This window comes from Arcticibacter tournemirensis, from assembly GCF_006716645.1.
Classification (GTDB): domain Bacteria; phylum Bacteroidota; class Bacteroidia; order Sphingobacteriales; family Sphingobacteriaceae; genus Arcticibacter; species Arcticibacter tournemirensis.
Genome location: NZ_VFPL01000001.1, coordinates 295,593 through 316,377, shown reverse-complemented (window position 1 = coordinate 316,377; position 20,785 = coordinate 295,593). Strand labels below are relative to the sequence as shown.

Sequence of the window (20,785 nt, the reverse complement as noted above, 5' to 3'; positions counted from 1 at the left end):
ACTATTTCAGGTCTGTCCTATACTGGAATAAGTTTACAATAAGAAATGTTGTTACTACTCTGTGTTTACAGCAAAAGTTATTATAACTGTGTTGGGTTTACAATGTTAAGTTTTCTTTCTGTTATTTGTTTACATAACTTTAATTTAAGGTGATTTGATTTGTTTTTTCTTGATTATGGGTATGTTCCGGAGTCTGGTAGCTGCAACTTGCATGTAACCTCAGGTTGTTATAATTAAAGATGGCCTTATCCACTGCTGCGTTTGCCTGGCTATGAGATTTGAAGGTTTTATAAAGATCAAATTCTGTTTTAAGTATTCCGTTAATACGCTCTGCGATGGCATTGTCATAGGGGCTGCCGGTTTGTGTCATGCTGATCTGGATATCCCTTTGCCTGAGTTTGGACACATAATCATCACAACAATACTGCGTGCCCCTGTCCGAGTGATGTATTAATGTGTTTTCAGGATATATCCTTGCAGCTAGTGCCTGATCGAGTGCTTTTATACATCCTTCAGCTTTGAGGTTTACTGACAGAAAGTACCCTGTTATTTTTCTTGAGTACGCATCTGTTACTAAAGACAGGTAGTTGAATCCGGACATGGTGGTAATGTAAGTAATGTCACTCACCCATATTTCTTCAGCGTGCTGTGGATGCCTTCGTTGCACCAGATCAGGATGAATTCTATACCTGTGATAGGAATTGGTAGTACACACATGCCTTTTGCTGGATTTGACAAGCATCCCATTCTCTCTAACCAGGTCAAATACAGCATCTCTGCCCATTGCTATCCCTAAGTCCTGCAAAAAACCATTATTGAGCTCTTTGTAAAGTTTGATACAGCCGGTTTTAGGCAGTTCCTTTCTAATCTCTTTAATTTTCTGCAATACAATATGCTCCTGAAAAATCTGAAGTTCTGATCTTTTTAAATAGTTATACCAGGCCTGCCTGGTATAACCAAATGCCGCGCAAAGATTGGCTAAGCTATAATGTTTGCGTGTTCCCCGCAGTTCGGCCATCACCTGGTAACAGCTTTTTTTTTAAGATCTGTCCGGTATTCTTCGTTGGCCATAGCAATGACTTTTTCAAGGGCTGCGATCTTCATCTCTGCAAGGGATAGCTTCTTTTCAAGCGCAGCCAGTTCCTTTGAAGTAAACGAAGCTTCCTGTGCTTCTACCGGTTGGTCTTGCATAAGCTCTTTCTGGTTATCGTTATACCAATTTACAAAACGATAAACACTTCTTTCTGGTAATCCGTATTTTTTTTCAACCTGTGCCTGGCTATAGTCGCCATCTAAATATTCTAACGCCACCTGAATCCTGAAACTATCAGAATGATTCGATTCTTTTCCCAATTTTCCCTTCCGGGGTAATTCATTTTTAATACTCATTTTCTTGTTCTTTGAAAACTTTCTTATGTAAACTTTTTTTAGGAATGGACAGTCCGTGTCTTGTCCTGAAATAGCTATATGTCTTGTCCTGAAATAGCTATACAGGTTAATGAATAAATCCTGAATTAATTATACACTTCGATTTGTTATTCCTGTTTCGATTATACACTGCAATTTGTTAATCCTGTTTGAACTATACAAGGACAAGTCCCTCCTTTTTTGATTTTTTATTTTTCCAGCGTTTCATCAAGACCCCTGCCCGTAAATGCGCCTGCTCAGGGGTTAGGTAATCACAACTGGCATGAGGTCTTACCTCATTATATGCCCGGATGCTTTCGGCGATCTTTGTTTTGGTGTCCTCAAAGCCGAGTCCTGAGTGATGCAGATTGAATTCTTCTTTGAGAATCCCGTTCACCCGTTCAGCCAGTGCATTTTCATAGGGATCGCCATTTTCGGTCATACTGATGGCAATCCTGCTGCCCAGTAAAACCTCTACATACTCTTTGCTGCAATACTGGGATCCCCGGTCGGAATGATGGATCAGTTCATCCTGATAGATCCGCTGGTCCAGGGCCATTCGCAGTGCTTCTACACATCCTTCCGCGCTGAGATCTTTATGAAAGCAGTAACCCATGATCTTGCGGGAGTAAGCATCCGTCACCAGGCTGAGATAACCCCATCCGCTGTTCATGCGGATATAAGTAATGTCACTCACCCATACCTGCTCGGGACGGTTAACCCTCAATTCTCTCACCAGATTGGCATATTTATGCATCCAATGGCGCGAATCGGTCGTCACTACCCGCCTCTTTCTGCGACGGATATCCAGTCCGTGCTCCCGCATCAGATCAAATAAATAGTCCCGCCCGATCCGGATGCCATGCTCTGCCAGCATGGGAGCGAGCATGTAATGTAATTTCAGGGTACCTGTCCGCGGAAGGCCCTGACGGATCTGATGGACATGCTGAAGGGTGATCTCCTCTTTTAATCCAATATCCTCATAGCGCCACTGGTGGTCATACCAGGCATGGCGGCTCTTGCCAAACAATCTGCACAGCGTCTTTATTCCCATTCGGGGCTCCTCCTGTTTCATTTTGGTGACTGTTTGGCTCCAGACTTTTTTCGGATATCGATTTTAAGCTGTTCTTCGGCTATATCGATCATCGTCTCCAGGGCCCGGATCTTTAACTGTGCCTCTGCCAGTTGTTCCGCCAACCTCTTGACCTGGCCTGACGAATCTCCTTTTGGTTCCTTCTCTTCTGATTTCACGGGTGCTATTTGACGCCTAAGTTCGGCATTTTCTGCTTTCTGTTGTCTTAGCCAGCCGGCTACTACTGTTTTGCTCCTTATTCCAAAAGCTATACATGCTTCCCGAACCGACATCCCTGACTCCACGGCCCGCAGCACTGACCGTTTCTCCGAGGGACTATACCTCCGGTTTTGCCCTGCATGATACGCCTCTGATCCATACCGGCTCATCCAATTGGTCAAGGTCGATTCATGCATCCCGTACTGACTCCGTATCTCCCGACGGGGTACGCCTGATTCGATCATTTCGACTATTGTCTCAATTTCTCGCTTGTCAAAGGGAACATTCTTATTCTCCCTTGTTGACTTTTTTCCTCCTCTTTTTGTTTCCATACACTTCTTGTTGGGTGTATAGCTTTTTTAGGAATCGACAATACAGGTTAATGAATAAATCCTGAATTAATTATACACTTCGATTTGTTATTCCTGTTTCGATTATACACTGCAATTTGTTAATCCTGTTTGAACTATACAAGGACAAGTCCCTCCTTTTTTGATTTTTTATTTTTCCAGCGTTTCATCAAGACCCCTGCCCGTAAATGCGCCTGCTCAGGGGTTAGGTAATCACAACTGGCATGAGGTCTTACCTCATTATATGCCCGGATGCTTTCGGCGATCTTTGTTTTGGTGTCCTCAAAGCCGAGTCCTGAGTGATGCAGATTGAATTCTTCTTTGAGAATCCCGTTCACCCGTTCAGCCAGTGCATTTTCATAGGGATCGCCATTTTCGGTCATACTGATGGCAATCCTGCTGCCCAGTAAAACCTCTACATACTCTTTGCTGCAATACTGGGATCCCCGGTCGGAATGATGGATCAGTTCATCCTGATAGATCCGCTGGTCCAGGGCCATTCGCAGTGCTTCTACACATCCTTCCGCGCTGAGATCTTTATGAAAGCAGTAACCCATGATCTTGCGGGAGTAAGCATCCGTCACCAGGCTGAGATAACCCCATCCGCTGTTCATGCGGATATAAGTAATGTCACTCACCCATACCTGCTCGGGACGGTTAACCCTCAATTCTCTCACCAGATTGGCATATTTATGCATCCAATGGCGCGAATCGGTCGTCACTACCCGCCTCTTTCTGCGACGGATATCCAGTCCGTGCTCCCGCATCAGATCAAATAAATAGTCCCGCCCGATCCGGATGCCATGCTCTGCCAGCATGGGAGCGAGCATGTAATGTAATTTCAGGGTACCTGTCCGCGGAAGGCCCTGACGGATCTGATGGACATGCTGAAGGGTGATCTCCTCTTTTAATCCAATATCCTCATAGCGCCACTGGTGGTCATACCAGGCATGGCGGCTCTTGCCAAACAATCTGCACAGCGTCTTTATTCCCATTCGGGGCTCCTCCTGTTTCATTTTGGTGACTGTTTGGCTCCAGACTTTTTTCGGATATCGATTTTAAGCTGTTCTTCGGCTATATCGATCATCGTCTCCAGGGCCCGGATCTTTAACTGTGCCTCTGCCAGTTGTTCCGCCAACCTCTTGACCTGGCCTGACGAATCTCCTTTTGGTTCCTTCTCTTCTGATTTCACGGGTGCTATTTGACGCCTAAGTTCGGCATTTTCTGCTTTCTGTTGTCTTAGCCAGCCGGCTACTACTGTTTTGCTCCTTATTCCAAAAGCTATACATGCTTCCCGAACCGACATCCCTGACTCCACGGCCCGCAGCACTGACCGTTTCTCCGAGGGACTATACCTCCGGTTTTGCCCTGCATGATACGCCTCTGATCCATACCGGCTCATCCAATTGGTCAAGGTCGATTCATGCATCCCGTACTGACTCCGTATCTCCCGACGGGGTACGCCTGATTCGATCATTTCGACTATTGTCTCAATTTCTCGCTTGTCAAAGGGAACATTCTTATTCTCCCTTGTTGACTTTTTTCCTCCTCTTTTTGTTTCCATACACTTCTTGTTGGGTGTATAGCTTTTTTAGGAATCGACACCGGTCTTATACGGGTCTTATACGTGTCTTGTCCTGAAATGAGGGTGTCCAAAAAGTAAGGACACCCTTTTTTGTTTTCCCATTAATTCGTAAATTAATGGTGCTAATGAAAACAAGATCAAATGTACATTTTAAGGCGTTAACCTCGCAGCAGGTTGTGCTTTTTCCCTCGAACATAGGGGATCGGATTCCATCAGATCATCCTGTCCGTATTGTTAACCAAGTTGTTGAATCACTTAATATCGATGATATTCTTTCAGGATATAAAGGCGGCGGTACCAGCAGCTTTCATCCCAGAATGCTAATTAAAGTACTTTTCTACAGTTACTTCTGTAATATTTATTCTTGTCGAAAGATGGCTCAGGCCCTGCAGGAAAATATCCACTTCATGTGGCTATCAGGCAACAGTACCCCTGATTTCCGCACTATTAACGATTTTCGTGGTAAGCGGTTAAAGGATAAGATCCAGCATCTGTTTGCAGAACTGGTCCGTTTGATGGCTGATCTTGGCTATGTCAGTCTTGATATCCAGTATGTGGACGGCACCAAGCTGGAATCGGCTTCGAACCGGTATACCTTTGTATGGAAAGGCTCTACAGAGAAGAATAAAGCAAAGCTGGAAGAAAAAATAACCGGAGTACTTGGGGATATAGATAGGTCTATAAAGCATGATAAAGCGGAACTGGCCTCACCGGAAAAGCCAGGCGTTCCTGTAAGTTCAACGGAACTTAAGAACAGGATAGATGAACTGAACGGTCGTTTGGCAGAGCTGAACAAGCAACAAAAAAAAGAGGTTAAGAAGCTTGAAAAAGATGCACTTCCCCGACTTGAGAAATATGAAGCGCAACTGGAAACTTTAGGCACACGCAACAGCTACAGCAAGACCGATCAGGATGCTACTTTCATGCGGATGAAGGAAGACCATATGAAAAACGGCCAGCTTAAACCGGCTTATAATACCCAGATTAGTACCGAGAATCAGTTTATTACCAACTTTTCCATTCACCAGCGTGCCGGAGATACTGCCACTTTGACCCTCCACCTGGAGCAGTTCAAAGCACATTACAATAAACAATCAAAGAAAGTAGTGGCAGACTCAGGGTATGGAAGCGAGCAGAACTACCAGTGGATGGAGGATAATGATATTGAGGCTTTTATCAAGTACAATTACTTTCATAAAGAACAAAAACGCAGCTTTAAAAAGAATATATATCATGCCTCAAACCTGCCCTACGATGTGCAAGGGGATTACTTTATATGTCCGGCAGGCAAACGTATGATCAAAATGGAGGAATCTGAGCGCATCTCAGAGCTGGGGTATAAATCTAAGGTGAGCTGTTACAAAACAGAGAGCTGCCAGGGCTGTCCGCTCAGGAAAATGTGTTATAAAGGCGATGAAGACCGTAAAATTGAGGTCAACCATGCCTTAAGGGCCTTTAAGGAGAAAGTGAAGCAAAAGCTGTTAAGTGAAGAAGGTGTTAGGCTCAGAAAGAACAGAGCGATAGAACCAGAAGCTGTATTTGGTCAACTAAAAAGCAATAACAGGTTCAATCGATTCAGACTACGTACACTCCCTAAAGTAAATATCGAGTTCGGACTGGCCGCCATAGCACATAACTTAAGGAAAATGGCAGCAAAAGCTGCTTAAAAAGCCTAAATTGACGCGATTCATCATGATAACACAATGTCTATACGATCTAATGCAGCAATTAACTGCATTAAACATAAAGTGAAAAGCTATTTCATAAGAATCTGAAAAACTCCTACTCTCTTGTAAAAGGAAAGAGGGTGCCTTTTTGGACACCCCCTTTTTAGGAATCGACACCGGATATTATCACGTCCCTGTTCTGCCTGTATCCCTCTACCCTTTATTTCCATTTACCATTACTGACCTGCCATAAGCAAACCTGCGGCCTTTTTCATTGCGGCAGCACTAAACTCCGTATCGGCACACGCCCTTTCAAAGCAATGAAAGCAGCCGTGAGTTTCTTTTTTGGTAGCTTTTTTCTTTGCGGTCAAAGAAAAAAGTACAACCCCTCAAAAACCATTTTATTTTTTCATTCTGCTCTCTTCGGCGTCCAGGCCGGTGGAGCGGTTTCTGCTTGGCTTGATTTCATTCTTTCCGAACCGGTATGAAAGGCTTAGCCTTACTACCTGCGTTTCGTGCTTTTGATTCAAAGTATAGCTCAGGCCGGGATAAGCGCTTGAGATCTTTTGGGTTTGAGTGTTAAAAACATCGTTAACTGCCAGTTTTACGTTTGCTTTTTTATTGTAAAACGATTGACTGATGCCTAAATCAATTCCATACTGAGGTTCTATATTCAGAGTGCCATATATTAACGACGACTGGTAATTTCCGTTCAATTCAAATGAGGTGGTCTTGCTTAATTTGATATTCTGGCTTGAATAGATCTGAAAAGCTGTTTTTCCGTTGTCTAGTTTTTGTCCATTCAGATCCGGTGTGCGAAATCCAAGATAAAACACATTCACGTTATTATTGCTGCTCCACCACTTTGTAAACGTAATAGGGGCACTCATGGTAAAGTTATAAGAGATTTGCTTTGCAAGGTTCTGATTTGTCTGATACAGCGCTTCTTTCTCCGTGTTTGGGAGGAGCACCTCTGTTATTACATCGGTAGTGATATTATAACCGATTGCAGCTGTGTAAGCCTTTTTCAAAGTATACGAAAGCTCAAACGCGTTGGTATATTCCGGCTTGAGAAACGGATTTCCCTGATTATAAGTATACTTATCAAGATAATATTCAAAAGGGTTCAATGCATCGTAGCTGGGGCGGTTAATCCTCCGGCTGTAGGATAAACCCAAGGTGTTGTTATCGGTAAAATTATGGCTGATCACAGCACTAGGGAAAAGGTTAAAATAGTGCCTTTTAACGATATAATTTGTAGTCACAAGATTCCCTTTCGAGTTTGTTTGCTCTCCTCTTAATCCAGCTTGTATGGTAGTTTTGTTAATCTCCGTATTAAAATTAAGATAGGCGGCATTTACATTTTCATCATAAACGAAGTGGTTGCTTCTCAATGGGTCGTTTTGCCATTCACTACCCAGATAACGGTTGAATTGGAAGTCGTTGTCGGTTTTGACCATGCTGCTTTTAATTCCCGCTTCCAGTTTCATCCCTTTTTTAAGCGGGTAGGTATAATCCGCTTTAACGGAATATATGTGAATATCAGAAGGGGTTTTATTTCTTAACAGCTCGGAAACTCCGTTTGCAGCTGAAGGGGAATAGTAATATATGTTGTCGTATAGTGTATTATCGCTGCCATTGTAGTTAGAATAATCCACATCTACCTGGAACTCTTGTCCGTTAGTATCCAGGACGCTTTTATAGTTTACATTATAGCTAAAGTTCCTGTATTTGTAGTTTCCGTCGTTCATGGTTACCACAGAAGAATCTGTTTTACCTGGTGTTGCTCCTATAATGGTGCTGTTATCATAAAGTTCTCCGCCGTTATTAATATAGCCGGTAACCAGCGCTCCTATCGTGTTATTTTTGTTAATAAAGTAATCGATGCCAACCTTAAAGTTATTGTTTTGATTTTTTCGTTCAGAATCTCCCCATTGATAAAAATAGGTATCTCTTTGGGACCCCGAGTTGATTCGGTCGATCTGCATATCCTGGTATCTTTTATTATTCGAGTAGTTATAGTTACCAAACAAGTTAACGTCTTTGTTGCGGTTATTCAGGGATAATCCGGCATTCGATTTATATCTTTTTCCGTAACCGGCACCTGCAGTTAGTGTTCCGTTCGTACCAAAGTTTTTATTTTTTTTGAGCCTGATATTGATAATTCCCGACTTTCCGGAAGCTTCGTACTTTGCCGAGGGATTATTAATTATTTCAATGGCCTCTATTTCGTTACTCTGCATGTTACGCAGGAGGTTAGCCAGATCGGCGTTGCTCATATAGGTTTGTTTTCCATCGATCATCACAAGCACACCCTGGCGTCCCTTCAGGGCGATGTTGTCATCTTTATCCAGGCTTACTCCAGGAGCCTTTTGTAATACTTCGAGTGCCGTGGAACCTACCGATACACTGCTGTTCTCTACATTAACGATCAGCTTGTCTGCTTTTCGCTCAATAAAAGGCTTTTGTACCGTAACATTTACTTCTTTCAGGCTGCGACTTTCAGCCTGGAGTCTTATTGGTTCCACATGGAACAATGGCGCATTTACAGAAAGGTTAAATGGCTTTGTTAGCGTTTTTTTATATCCTATGGATGTTACCGAAACGAGGTATCCGCCTTCCTTCAGGCCAGAAAACTGAAATTCTCCCCTGGCATCGGTAAGCGCCGTTTTCACCATGGCCGAGTCTTTCGCTTTTAATAGAGCTACTGTAGCGTAATCGAGAGGCTTCTTATTATGGTCTGTTACCGTGCCTGTTACCTGCAGGCTTTGCGCATAAATGGATGCTGATAGAAATACTGCGGGAAAAGCGAGCAGTTTGAGTAGTTTTGATATTTGAGCTTTCATGTGTGTTTAGCGTTATTTAAGGACATAGCTATCCTGTAAGGGCCTATAAAGCCCTTTTCAGGATAAAATTTAAAATTTTTGGATTCTATTTTCTGTGTTCCTGTATTATGACGCTGCTATCTCTCGGAAGGTTACACGTAAAAATTCATTTTATCGATTTTCGTTTTTAACTCTCAGAGAATCATTTGCACATTTCATCCCTTCGGCGGTCATAATCCAAACAGAGGGAGTCTTCCAATCACTATCTTCAGGAAGGCAGTCGCGGAGGTTGTAATTGTGGAGATGCTCGTTAAGTTCTCCATCGATGACCAGCCGCGTATTAACAGGCACCTTTAATGTAACGTCCACCTCCTGATCCCGAAAGGGGGCCTGTCCTGTAAGATATAAATACTTGTCGAGTTCGAGGATTGAATCGGTTTGCACGAATCGATATCCACTTTGCTGAGCAGTTTGAAAAGCTTGTTCAAAATCTCTTCCCCTGGCACTGAATTCTTTAAATAAAGTGCTTTTGCCGTCTTCGCTTTTTTCTATGAAGAGATCGATCTTTCCAAAGTCGTTAGATATCTTGATTCTGCTTTTGTCCCATTTGGAGCTAATTCCATATCTGGCGCTGTCGTCTTTGGTAAAGAAGCGTCCTGGGTTCAGTTTCAGATAATATACCGGGTAAGGAACGATATCCGACCGCTGTTCGATCTTTGCTTCTTCCCTGAACTCGGCTCCTACTTTCGAGCCGTAGAAAACTGCCATTCCAAGGCCCGTTAACCATATGATCAGCATCGCAAAGGAAGTTGTGCGACCAGTGATTTTACGGTTGAATATGACACGCATGCCAAAGAAGATCAATGCCAGCAGCGGGATTATCACGATAATAAAGGCGCTGAAATACAGTGGCGACTGATATTCGGGATTAATAACATTGAAGGGGAAGGCATTGAGCTCTCCCTTGTTAAGGAAGCCAAGCGCGAATATGAGTCCCATGAAGAGCGAGAAAAGGGTTAAGGCGCAAATAAAGATTACAAAGGCTCCTATGACTTTTACGATTACGTTCAGTGCCTTCAACACAAAGTTGCCCGTATGCTGCCCTGCATCGCGAAGGAAAGCTCCCGTTTTGTCGAGGCCGGGACGTACCTGGTGCTTGAGTGATTCCAACTCTTCGTCGAAATTCTTTTTGAAGTTCTGCAGATTGATAGGTTCGCCTTTCATCGCCATCCTTTCTGAACGCGTACGGGCAGGGGGAAGCACGATCCAAAGAATGATATAGACAATGAGACCGGTACCCCAAAGAAGGGTGATCAGGAAGGTGATCAGTCGTACCCATTTAGCGTCCATGTCGAAATAGTAACCTATCCCGGAGCAGACCCCTCCTATTATCCGGTCGTCGGTATCCCTGAAAAGTTTACGTTCGGTCTTTAATCCCTGAGGTCCGTAGGAAGGTTCTTCGTCCTGAAGGTCGAAGTCGTTTACACTTCCCATGCGGGCGGTTATGTCTGTCACATCCTGAAGTACGATAACCTGTTTGTTTTGGTCGGCAAGACGTTCATTAAACATTTCGGCGAGGCGGTTTTCGATATCGGTCACAATTTCATCGCTGTCGGCCGAGTAAGCAAAATGGCGCTTCACATCCGTCATATAACTTCTGAGCACCTCGTAGGCATCTTCTTCAATATGGAAGACCATGCCGTTTATGTTAATGATAATGGTTTTATTCATGATATTTATTTTTTGATGCTGTTGCTGATGATTTTTTACAGCGATAGCTTTTATTTTATTATCTGTTGCTTAATACCTGCTACTTATAACTTATTACTTACACCCTATCCAGCTCCGCTGATTGATGTGTTTACCGCATAAACCAGCTCTTCCCAGGTTTTGTCGAGGTGCTTCAGAACTTCTGCACCCGCGGGAGTAAGCGTGTAGTATTTTCTAGGCGGTCCGGAAGTGGATTCTACCCAGTTATAACTCAAAAGGCCATTATTTTTTAGTCGTGTTAATAAAGGGTATAAAGTACCCTCCACTACCAGCAGCCGGGCCTTCTTCAGCTCGCTGATAATATCAGAGGCGTATATCTCGCCCCGCGAGATAACAGAGAGGATACAGTATTCGAGTATCCCCTTCCTCATTTGGGTTTGCGTGTTCTCTACTATCATGATACAAAGATATATGTTTTGTTTAGTATTATGCAATACATAGTAGTATAAAAATATTAAATCACCTGTTTGCAGCTTAAAGTACGGGTGATTTTGATTCTATCGACTCCCGGATTTCCAAAAAGATAAATGGGAAATGAATTGTAACAGTACTGTTATTTATACAGAAAAATGTAGGGAAAAGCACATTTTACCCATGAATTGTTGTTAAATTATAAAAAAAATGCAAATAATAATTTGAAAAATGGAATAATCTCCCCAACTTTATGCTTTAATCATTAATTTAGAAAGAACATATGAAAAAACTTCTATCAAGTTTATTCATCTTGTTGCTATTCATGACAAGCGTAATAGCGCAAGAGCGTACTGTAACGGGTACGGTAAAAGGCAGGGAGGATGGTTTACCGCTTCCCGGTGTAAGTGTAAGAATAAAAGGTGCAGCAACCGGTACTCAAACCGGAGCAAACGGACAGTTTTCGATAACCGTTCCCGGGACCAATTCCGTACTCGTATTTACGTATATAGGGTATACTACACAGGAAGTCGCAGTGGGATCTAAAAGCTCCTTTAATGTGCTTTTAGTTTCAGACACAAGAGAGCTCGGGGAGGTTATAGTAACCGCTAATGCCATCAAAAGAGAGAAGAGAACTCTTGGTTATTCAGCTCCGAGTGTAAATACTGACGAACTTACAGAAGGACGGCAGACAAGTGCAATAAGCGCGTTGCAAGGAAAAGTTGCCGGGGTGAATATCACATCTACAGCGAGTACACCAGGTAGTTCGTCCAGAGTTGTTCTACGGGGAGGATCTTCAATTTCGGGATCAAACCAAGCTTTGATTGTTGTTGATGGGGTGCCAATTGATAACTCAAGCGTTATCGGAGGAGCTTCCAGTAGTTCCCTTGGCGGAGCATCTAGTTTAACTAGCGTGGACTTTGGAAACAGAGGTAATGATATCAACCCAAATGATATAGCTTCTATAACGGTTCTTAAGGGCCCCGCCGCTGCTGCGCTGTATGGGTCGAGGGCTTCTAATGGTGCTCTTATTATTACAACAAAAAGTGGAAATAAAGGTGCTAACAAAACTGAGGTTAACTTCACTACTTCTAATACTTTTTCTTCTATTTTAAAGCTACCGGATTTTCAGAATGAATATGGCCAGGGATATTTTCTGTATGACTACGATGCGGACGGAAATCCCCTTTTTGAGCACGATCCTAAGGAAAATTGGAGCTGGGGTGCACCTTTTAACGGCGAAGAGTTAGAATGGGGACAGCAAATTAATGGAGTCCGTCTGAAGAAGCCTTACGTTGCTCAACCTGATAATATTCGCAATTTCTTTGATACTGGTTTTGCTTCTGATAATAACCTGAGTTTTTCGGGTGGCGGTGAGAAGACAACATTCTATCTGGGTCTGAACTCGCTGAATTCTGATGGGGTTTATCCTAGTAAAAAGGATGACTATAATAGATATAGCGTCAGATTTAACGGAACTTCTGAGTTTGCTAACAATTTTTATGCAGGTATAAATTTCAACTACATCAAAATAAATAGCAATCAGGTTGCTGGCGGTCAGGGAGATAACTCTGTATATGACAATGTCCTGCAGACTCCAAGAGATATTCCTCTTGATAAGATGGGAGATTTGAATAATCCATATTATGGATACGGATACACGGATGCAAACGGCGTAAGTCATAGTGATCAATACGGTTATTCGCTGAATTCTGATGGGGTTTATCCTAGTAAAAAGGATGACTATAATAGATATAGCGTCAGATTTAACGGAACTTCTGAGTTTGCTAACAATTTTTATGCAGGTATAAATTTCAACTACATCAAAATAAATAGCAATCAGGTTGCTGGCGGTCAGGGAGATAACTCTGTATATGACAATGTCCTGCAGACTCCAAGAGATATTCCTCTTGATAAGATGGGAGATTTGAATAATCCATATTATGGATACGGATACACGGATGCAAACGGCGTAAGTCATAGTGATCAATACGGTTATTATGGAGCCTATGCTATGAACCCTTACTGGGTTCTTGAGAACTACGATAACTACGACGACCTGAATCGCGTAACCGGAAACTTTAATATAGGATATAAACCAGTAAAATGGTTAGATATTAAGGAACGCCTGGGCGTTGATACGTATTCAGAGAGAAGAAGAATACAACAACCAAAGTTCACTTTTGCACCGATTGATAACGTTACAAAAAACTACTCTGCAAGTAATACTCAAAGATCGGTGGGATTGTATGAGGTTGATCAACTTAACGTTACTGAGATTGTACACGATCTGATGGTAACGGCCAGTCACAAATTTAACGAGGATTTTGAAGGATCCTTAATGGTAGGGAATAATATCCGTTCGAGAAGTACATCAACCAATTTAACTGCAACAAATACCAGCGGTGGTTTAGTTGTTCCAGGATGGTATAACCTAGCAAATAGTAATGGTCCTGTAAACGTGGTTCGTGATTACATGAGCACGAGAAGATTGGTAGGCCTTTATGCTGATTTAAATTTGGGTTATAAGAACATGTTGTTCTTCGAAGCAACAGCCAGAAATGATTGGTCGTCTACTTTACCTCAAAACAATTATTCTTTTTTCTATCCGAGTGTAAGTACTTCATTTGTATTCTCGGAACTGTTAAAGAACTCATCATTAGTTGATGTGTTAAATTACGGTAAGTTGAGAGCTAGCTGGGCACAAGTGGGAAATGACACCGATCCATATCAACTGCTGACAACATTTTCGAGATCTACAGTAAATGGTAACTTTGGTAGTACAACTTTTCCTTTTGGAAACGTTGCAGCTTTAATGGCTGGGTCGACAATTGGGAACCCCAGTCTAAAGCCTGAAAAGACTTCTTCCTTTGAAGTTGGAACTGAACTGGGCTTTCTGCAAAACAGAATTTCGCTCGATTTCAGTTATTATTCCAACAATTCTAAAGATCAGATCCTAAGCATTCCGATTCCTAATTCAACCGGATATGGTTTTAAAGTTGTTAATGCGGGCGAAGTTCAAAATAAAGGTATAGAATTAAGCTTGAGACTTAACCCTATAAAAACGTCTTATGGCCTGAACTGGGAACTGTATGGAACTTATACAAGGAACAAGAATAAGGTAGTGGAATTAATGGATGGTGTTGAACAATTTGTAATTGGTGGATTTTCAGGCATGTCTATTGTTGCGGCAAAGGGAAGAACATATGGTGAGTTTTTTGCTGTGACTGACGCTACTGATGCTGAAGGTAGAACAATTGTAGATTCGGAAACTGGTATTCCGGTGCCAACAGATAAGGCCGTCTATTTAGGAAGTTACAATCCAAAGTATCTTGCATCTTTAGGTACCAACCTAAAGTATAAAAACTGGTCTTTAAATGCGTTGTTCGACACAAAGAAGGGTGGAGTTTTCTTCTCAAGGACAAAAGATATAATGGCTTTTGTTGGTACTTCAGTTGAAACTGGCGGGCCAAGAGTAGATGTTGTTTATCCTAATTCCGTTTACCTGGATGATGATGGCAATAGCGTAGTAAATACTGATGTAACCTTTAACAAACAAGATTACTACTCAGATTTGAATCCGGGAGTAAATGTTATAGATGCATCGTATGTGAAATTACGTAATCTCAGTCTTTCGTACCAATTCCAGAAAGAGCAGTTAAAAGGCACGCCTTTTGGTGCTTTGACAATAGGTCTATACGGAAACAACTTGTTCTTATGGACCCCAAGCCAGAATAAATATGCAGATCCTGAAGTGAATTCTGCGGGTGCGACTAATGAACAAGGATTTGACTATACTGCACAGCCTTCTGTTCGTAATTATGGCTTCAATGTAAGCGTTTCATTTTAACAAACAATCTCAAATATTATTATGAGAACCAAAAATATTTTTAACATAAAGAAGCTTTTGCTTCTGATTCTTATAAGTACTGTTGGGTTTACAGGCTGTAAAGATTTTTTAGATGTAAATGACAACCCGAATAATCCAGATTCTGCTGATCCAAGCTTGCTTCTGCCTACAGTAGAAGCAGCGGTAAGTCAGATAGTTGGTAATAGTTTCCAAGTTTACGGGGGAATATGGGGTCAATACTGGACACAGAACCCAACATCTTCCCAGTATAAGTCGGTCGATCAATTCAATCTTAGCAATACGAGTTTTGACCGTCCCTGGTTAACGCTTTATCGTAGTGCCTTAGTAAATGCAGAGTTAATAATTACTAATAAAACCGGATCTACCAATCAGCATTATCAGGGTATTGCTTACATTTTGAAAGCTTACGCTTTTCAACTAGCGACAGACGCTTTCGGCGATATTCCTTTAACAGAAGCTCTAAATGCTTCAGCCTATGGGAACCCGAACTATGACAGCCAGGAGGTAGTATATGATAGCATATTCAATTATATTGACAAAGGCGTGGCATTGCTTAATGTGTCAAATGCTACCTCTCCTGGAGCTCAGGACATGATTTTCCAAGGCGATGTGAGCAAGTGGAAGGCTTTTGCTAATACATTGAAACTAAGGGCATATTTAAGGATTTCAAAAGCAAATCAATCTAAAGCTAGCGCGGGTATTGCTTCCCTCTACAACTCCGGAGCTACATTTCTTACGGCCGATGCCTCGATAAAATATACAACGACGGGAGGTAATGAGAATCCGCTATATAATGAAATGGTTGGTCTTAGTAGAACTCAGAATCTGGTTGCAAGCGCTACAGCTGTCAAGGCTTTTGTTAGAAACAGTGATCCACGGAGATTTAAGTTTTATGACTTAGTTAGCGGTCAGGATACAATAGCCCACATCCCTCAGGGAAGCTACAACTCTAATACCACCAAAGCTGTTTCCCCTCCTTCTGCCTTAGTTGGAGCTCGTGCTTCTGATCCAACGTCAGCCACTGCTCCTGTTAAATTGATTTCTGCCGCAGAGAGCTATTTTCTTCAGGCGGAAGCAGTTGCCAGAGGTTGGGCGTCTGGTAATGCGTATAATTTGTTTACTCAAGGAATAAATCAGAGCTTCACGTCTGTAGGTTTAACAGCGGCAGCTGCTACTACCTATATTGCTACTGCACCTGACGCAGCATTCCCGGTGGGAACAGAAGCGCAAGTTAAGGCAATCATTACCCAGAAATATTATGCTATGTGTGGCTTCCAGGGTTTCGAAGCCTGGACAGAATGGAGAAGGACAGGTTACCCCGACTTCTTTACACCTTCGGTAGCTTCTATTCTTGGACAGGGCCGTACAGCGCTACGCTTCTTGTATCCAAACACGGAAGTTACAAGTAACGCAAACTTCCCGGGAACTGTTCCTATTTACCAACCGGTTTGGTGGGATAAATAAACGTTAATTTAAAATATCACTTTAATAGAAAGAGGGCGTTCCTGAATAGTGGAACGCCCTCTTTTATTTGTAAGAAAATTGTTGAAATATACTTGGAATTAATCCAATCCTTCTTTAAATTTAACCAATTAAACGCTCTGAATATCTTTGCCTTATCGTGATAGAAAGGGGGCCTAAATCAGTTTTTGCAAGCAAAGGAATAGGGGTATTAAAGCGGAATTCTGACGTTCTGATAACTTATTTGTATGTATAACCCTATACCACGTATTTTTTTTCTTGTTGGTGCTGCCCTTTCATTGTTTGTTCTGGTAAAAGAAGCCGGAGCCCAGGGCCTTGTAAATGCCGATATGTACCGGGGGCGAGCGACCCTGAGCATTCCCCTGACGAGTATTCAAAAGGGGGGTATCGCGGTGCCGGTAAGCCTTGAGTATGCTGCGGCAGGCGTAAAAGTTTCCGAAGGAGAAGGCAAGCCATACGGACTCGGCTGGAGTTTAGTTGCCAGCGGATCTATTCGTAGACAACTGGCTGACCTGCCGGATGACAAGTTATCCGGGGGATGGCTGAATAACAACAGCGGAAATCTCGCTTTATCCTTCAATATAGCCAATGACGGCAACGCGTCCTCCTGTTCAGATGAAGCCGCAGATATTAATCATCTTAACTCTAATTTCCCGGTAGGTACAGACTCCGAGCCGGACATCTTTAATGTTACTGCCCCGGGCCTTTCCTGCAAACTGGTATTTGACAAGAACCGCGTTCCGCAGATCATTCCCTATAAAGATTTAAAGGTGAGTTATACTACGGACGGTTACGGCATCAATACCTTTACACTCATTAATGACCAGGGTGTCAGCTATTATTTTGCAAATGCTGAACTCATGACCAGGCACTGTACCGAGGCCACTCTTCCGCTTGCCTTTTACAGCAGGGAGTACCACCAGTATAGTACCCAGCAGACATTTTATTCCCGTTGGCACCTGCAACATATCAAGGACGCCTCCGGTAATGTGGTCACCTTTGAATATACCGACCCTGAACCCGGTGAGCCCGGCGCAACAAAAACAGAAGTGATGCTGCCCAACGGAAGTGGCGGACTAACAAAAAAGACACTGTACTCAGTCTCCACTACCAGCCAGCCGAGATACCTTAAGAAAATAATATCCGGTATAACAGCAGATGTCGTCTTTTCTTATGCTGCCACTAACAGCATTACCGGTCTTCTGTCATCCATTATCCTGAAGAACGGGCAAGCCCTTTCCATACAGTATCATACCAACAGTACGATTCCGGATGCCGCCGGAAATTCAACACAAAGGGCTTACCTGCGCAGAATAGCAAGTTCCGGATGTGACGCGCAGCCGCCTTTCGAATTCTACTATCATAGTGTGAACTATGGATCAAATGAAAGCCCCCTGCCAGCCTCCGATTCCAGGCAGCAGGATCTATGGGGTTATTATAATGCGGGCTCTGATACCCAGCTTACCCCGCAGGTATATGTATACCCGCCCAACGCCTCGTACCCCAACCTGGAACGGTACCGGCTTACGCCCGTGCCGGGGTATACAGGCACGTGGTTCACCCTGCCAGGGGCCAACAGGGCGGTGAATCCCTCGGTGGTGATGTGCGGTACCCTCACGAAGATAGAAAACCCGATGGGAGGAAGCACTCTGCTCGAATACGAACCGAACAGGTATTATGATGCCAATGCACAGGCTGAATACAACGGCGGCGGCATCCGGATCAAAAAGATCACTGAGTCGGACGGGATGGACCCATCCAAAGATATGGTCAGGGAGTTCATATATACGCTTCCCGGTTCATCAACAAGCAGCGGAAAAACCCTCCACCTGCCCTCCTTTGCCTTCACCCGGCCCTACAACGGAACTCCGGGGACGCAGGCCTACTGGGAAAATGCCACGATCCGCTCCGAAAACGACCTGTCGGGCAGAACTGACCGAGGTTGTTTACAGCTACGTCACCGCCCGGCAAACCGGCCATGGAAAGACGGTATATGAATTTACAAGCCCCGGAACATTCTGGGACCAGTCCTCAGGCGACTGGTCCCCCTCGATGCAATACGCTGGGAGTGCTAATTGCGCAGTTGCAGGAAGTGTGGTCAATGCAAAAAATACGTACCCTTATGCACCCAATCCCAATTACGACTTCGAACGGGGCCTTCTGACGTCGGCTACCGTTTATGATGAGAACAATAACGTTATTATCAAAAAAGAATTCGCTTATCAGCGGACCGGGCCGCCGCAGGTAATCAGCGGAATCAAAACAGAGAACCTGGACGGCTTCACGAGCTACTCAAAATACCAGATCTATTCCTCGGCAGACAATGTAGTGGCTAGCGAGAAAAAGACGACATTTGACCAGAACGCGCCTTCAGGTTTTTCGGAAACAAGTACCGTATATAGCTACCAGAGCAGCACCCATAAAAATGTGACCAAAACATCCCAGACCGGAAGCGACGGGACCATCCGGAGCTCCTATTTGAAATATCGCAACGATTACCAGGCCTCTGCCAATGGTGATGAGACCGCCAAAGCCCTGGCCGGCATGTCAGAAAAGCACATGAACCCCGTGGTGGAGAGCTACCAGACGGTGAGCCGGCCCGGGGAAACAGAAAAGGTGATATCCGGAAAGCTGACCAAATATCAGAGTGTGGCCAACAGTTACCTGAACACCACAATGTATGTTCCCTCCGAGGTACTCGATTTTTCCAACAATGCAGGAGTCGGCAACTTTAGTCCTTCACAGGTAAATTCGGGGACCAGCTTCCAGTACAACAGCGCCTACCGTCCGGCCTTAACATTTGAGTCCTACAACCGGAACGGGTCCGCCTCGACGGTCAGCGACCGCAGCCGGAGCATCCGCTCGTGGCACTTCGTGAACCGCTCGCGGATGCCTGTTGCTGTGATCAGCAATGCCAGGCAGAACGAAGTGGTGTATTCGGGTTTTGAGAGCTCCCTGGGAGAAGACGAAACCACCAGTTTCGGTTGTACCGGCTGCAATCCTGTGACAGACAGCCGGACAGGTAGCAGTGCCGTCAGCTTAAGTCCTTCCGGCTATATCCAAAAGTCGCTGAAGAAAGGAAACGGAAAGAGCTATCTTTTTTCCTGCTGGCTGAAGCCATCAGCAGCAGGCACGCTTACCCTTACGCTGACAAGCGCCTCTGTAACCCGTACCTATCCCCTGGTATATTCCGCATCGGCAGAATGGGCTTATTACGAACTCCCTGTCCCGGTGACAGAAATGGCTGCAGAGTTCAGTATAAAAGCCCAGCCGGGTACCACTGTTTTGCTGGATGATGCCCTGTTCTATCCCGAAAATGCTGAGGTGATGACTTATACCTATAACTTGTCGGACGATAAGCTGTCTCAAACCACAACCAACGGCATTGCCACCTATTATGAATACGACCAGGCCGGCAGGCTGCGGTTCGTGAGGGACCAGGACAGGAATATCGTCCGAAAAGAAAGTTATACGGCCTATAATACCAGCATTACGCTGCAAACACCATTATTCAGCTATCCGTCGGTCAATGCGGTAGACGGGGTTAGTATTCCGTTTTCCGTATATACCTCCGTTAACCCTTGTCTTGAGGGGATAACCTATACGTGGAATTTTGGGGACGGCACCGCTATCGTTACCGGAGCGAACCCATCCCATACCTTCGTCGCAGCGGGCACCTACAATGTCACGCTCACGGCCACCCATCCCCTGTACGGAAGCAAAAGCATTTCGGACTCAGTTAACATCAAAGTAAAGCCATTGACCGTTACGATCTGCGGTTCGGGAGTGATCAATGTAGACAACTGTCATGTGGAGCCGCCTCTGATCCTGACCTGTCCGGGTTTTCCCAGTGACAACCGTCATACGTATTTCAATATGAGCTCCGTTTCCGGCTGCCCTGCCGGGACCACGTATACCTACCAGTGGGAAACCTCTACCGATATGTTAAGCTGGACCGCTGCAGGAACGGGAACTACTTATTCGGCCTCGGTCAATACGGCACAAAGCTATCCCTCGTACTGGATCAGATGCAAAGTAAGCTCCAATTGCGGGCGGAGCGGTATTTCCAACATCATGCAGTTCGTTGGCTGGTACAGTAGTCCGGATTGTAACTAAACAATATGAA

General features: G+C 44.0%; 14 protein-coding genes. 5 read left to right on the top strand and 9 right to left on the bottom strand.

Features of this window, described 5'->3' with window-relative positions:
• Window positions 1–139 precede the first annotated feature (139 nt).
• The 6 genes from BDE36_RS01365 to BDE36_RS01340 all read right to left on the bottom strand — a co-directional run bounded on the left by BDE36_RS01365 (window position 140) and on the right by BDE36_RS01340 (window position 4,612).
• The gene (locus BDE36_RS01365; protein ID WP_141813263.1) at window positions 140–1,018 is read right to left on the bottom strand and encodes an IS3 family transposase; all 879 of its coding nucleotides are present in this window, start codon (window positions 1,016–1,018) and stop codon (window positions 140–142) included.
• On the bottom strand, window positions 1,018–1,389 hold the full coding sequence (locus BDE36_RS01360; RefSeq protein ID WP_141813454.1) for a helix-turn-helix domain-containing protein: 372 nt from the start codon (window positions 1,387–1,389) through the stop codon (window positions 1,018–1,020). The genes BDE36_RS01365 and BDE36_RS01360 overlap by 1 nt, the downstream gene beginning before the upstream one ends.
• A gap of 193 nt (window positions 1,390–1,582) precedes the next feature.
• Complete coding sequence (locus BDE36_RS01355; RefSeq protein ID WP_141813453.1) at window positions 1,583–2,482, bottom strand: IS3 family transposase; 900 nt, start codon at window positions 2,480–2,482, stop codon at window positions 1,583–1,585.
• Complete coding sequence (locus BDE36_RS01350) at window positions 2,479–3,030, bottom strand: hypothetical protein (protein ID WP_141813452.1); 552 nt, start codon at window positions 3,028–3,030, stop codon at window positions 2,479–2,481. Before BDE36_RS01350 ends, BDE36_RS01355 begins: the two co-directional genes overlap by 4 nt.
• A 134-nt stretch (window positions 3,031–3,164) precedes the next feature.
• The gene (locus tag BDE36_RS01345) at window positions 3,165–4,064 is read right to left on the bottom strand and encodes an IS3 family transposase (protein WP_141813453.1); all 900 of its coding nucleotides are present in this window, start codon (window positions 4,062–4,064) and stop codon (window positions 3,165–3,167) included.
• Entirely contained in the window at window positions 4,061–4,612 is a 552-nt protein-coding gene (locus BDE36_RS01340; RefSeq protein ID WP_141813452.1) for a hypothetical protein, read from the bottom strand. Before BDE36_RS01340 ends, BDE36_RS01345 begins: the two co-directional genes overlap by 4 nt.
• A gap of 146 nt (window positions 4,613–4,758) precedes the next feature.
• Here BDE36_RS01340 and BDE36_RS01335 point away from each other — a divergent pair, with 146 nt between their 5' ends.
• Complete coding sequence (locus tag BDE36_RS01335) at window positions 4,759–6,300, top strand: IS1182 family transposase (protein WP_141813451.1); 1,542 nt, start codon at window positions 4,759–4,761, stop codon at window positions 6,298–6,300.
• Window positions 6,301–6,701: 401 nt separating this feature from the next.
• On the opposite strand, the gene BDE36_RS01330 is transcribed toward BDE36_RS01335, so the two are convergent.
• From BDE36_RS01330 to BDE36_RS01320, 3 genes are all read right to left on the bottom strand, one after another.
• The gene (locus BDE36_RS01330) at window positions 6,702–9,146 is read right to left on the bottom strand and encodes a TonB-dependent receptor domain-containing protein (RefSeq protein ID WP_141813450.1); all 2,445 of its coding nucleotides are present in this window, start codon (window positions 9,144–9,146) and stop codon (window positions 6,702–6,704) included.
• A gap of 150 nt (window positions 9,147–9,296) precedes the next feature.
• Window positions 9,297–10,856, bottom strand: coding sequence for a PspC domain-containing protein (locus BDE36_RS01325; RefSeq protein ID WP_141813449.1), 1,560 nt, complete (start codon window positions 10,854–10,856; stop codon window positions 9,297–9,299).
• Window positions 10,857–10,960: 104 nt separating this feature from the next.
• Window positions 10,961–11,293 carry a PadR family transcriptional regulator gene (locus BDE36_RS01320; RefSeq protein ID WP_128768169.1) on the bottom strand — a complete coding sequence of 111 codons (333 nt, stop codon included), beginning with the start codon at window positions 11,291–11,293 and terminating at the stop codon, window positions 10,961–10,963.
• A gap of 296 nt (window positions 11,294–11,589) precedes the next feature.
• Here BDE36_RS01320 and BDE36_RS01315 point away from each other — a divergent pair, with 296 nt between their 5' ends.
• The 4 genes from BDE36_RS01315 to BDE36_RS01305 all read left to right on the top strand — a co-directional run bounded on the left by BDE36_RS01315 (window position 11,590) and on the right by BDE36_RS01305 (window position 20,775).
• Window positions 11,590–15,156: a TonB-dependent receptor domain-containing protein gene (locus BDE36_RS01315; RefSeq protein ID WP_202618202.1), complete on the top strand. Its 3,567-nt coding sequence runs from the start codon at window positions 11,590–11,592 to the stop codon at window positions 15,154–15,156.
• A gap of 21 nt (window positions 15,157–15,177) precedes the next feature.
• A complete protein-coding gene (locus BDE36_RS01310; protein WP_141813448.1) occupies window positions 15,178–16,641 on the top strand; it encodes a SusD/RagB family nutrient-binding outer membrane lipoprotein in 1,464 nt (487 codons plus the stop codon).
• Between the two features lie 245 nt (window positions 16,642–16,886).
• Complete coding sequence (locus BDE36_RS23515) at window positions 16,887–18,656, top strand: hypothetical protein (RefSeq protein ID WP_161987512.1); 1,770 nt, start codon at window positions 16,887–16,889, stop codon at window positions 18,654–18,656.
• Window positions 18,553–20,775 (top strand): PKD domain-containing protein, encoded by a 2,223-nt coding sequence (locus BDE36_RS01305; protein ID WP_161987511.1) that lies wholly within the window; start codon window positions 18,553–18,555, stop codon window positions 20,773–20,775. Before BDE36_RS23515 ends, BDE36_RS01305 begins: the two co-directional genes overlap by 104 nt.
• The last annotated feature ends 10 nt before the right edge of the window (window positions 20,776–20,785 follow it).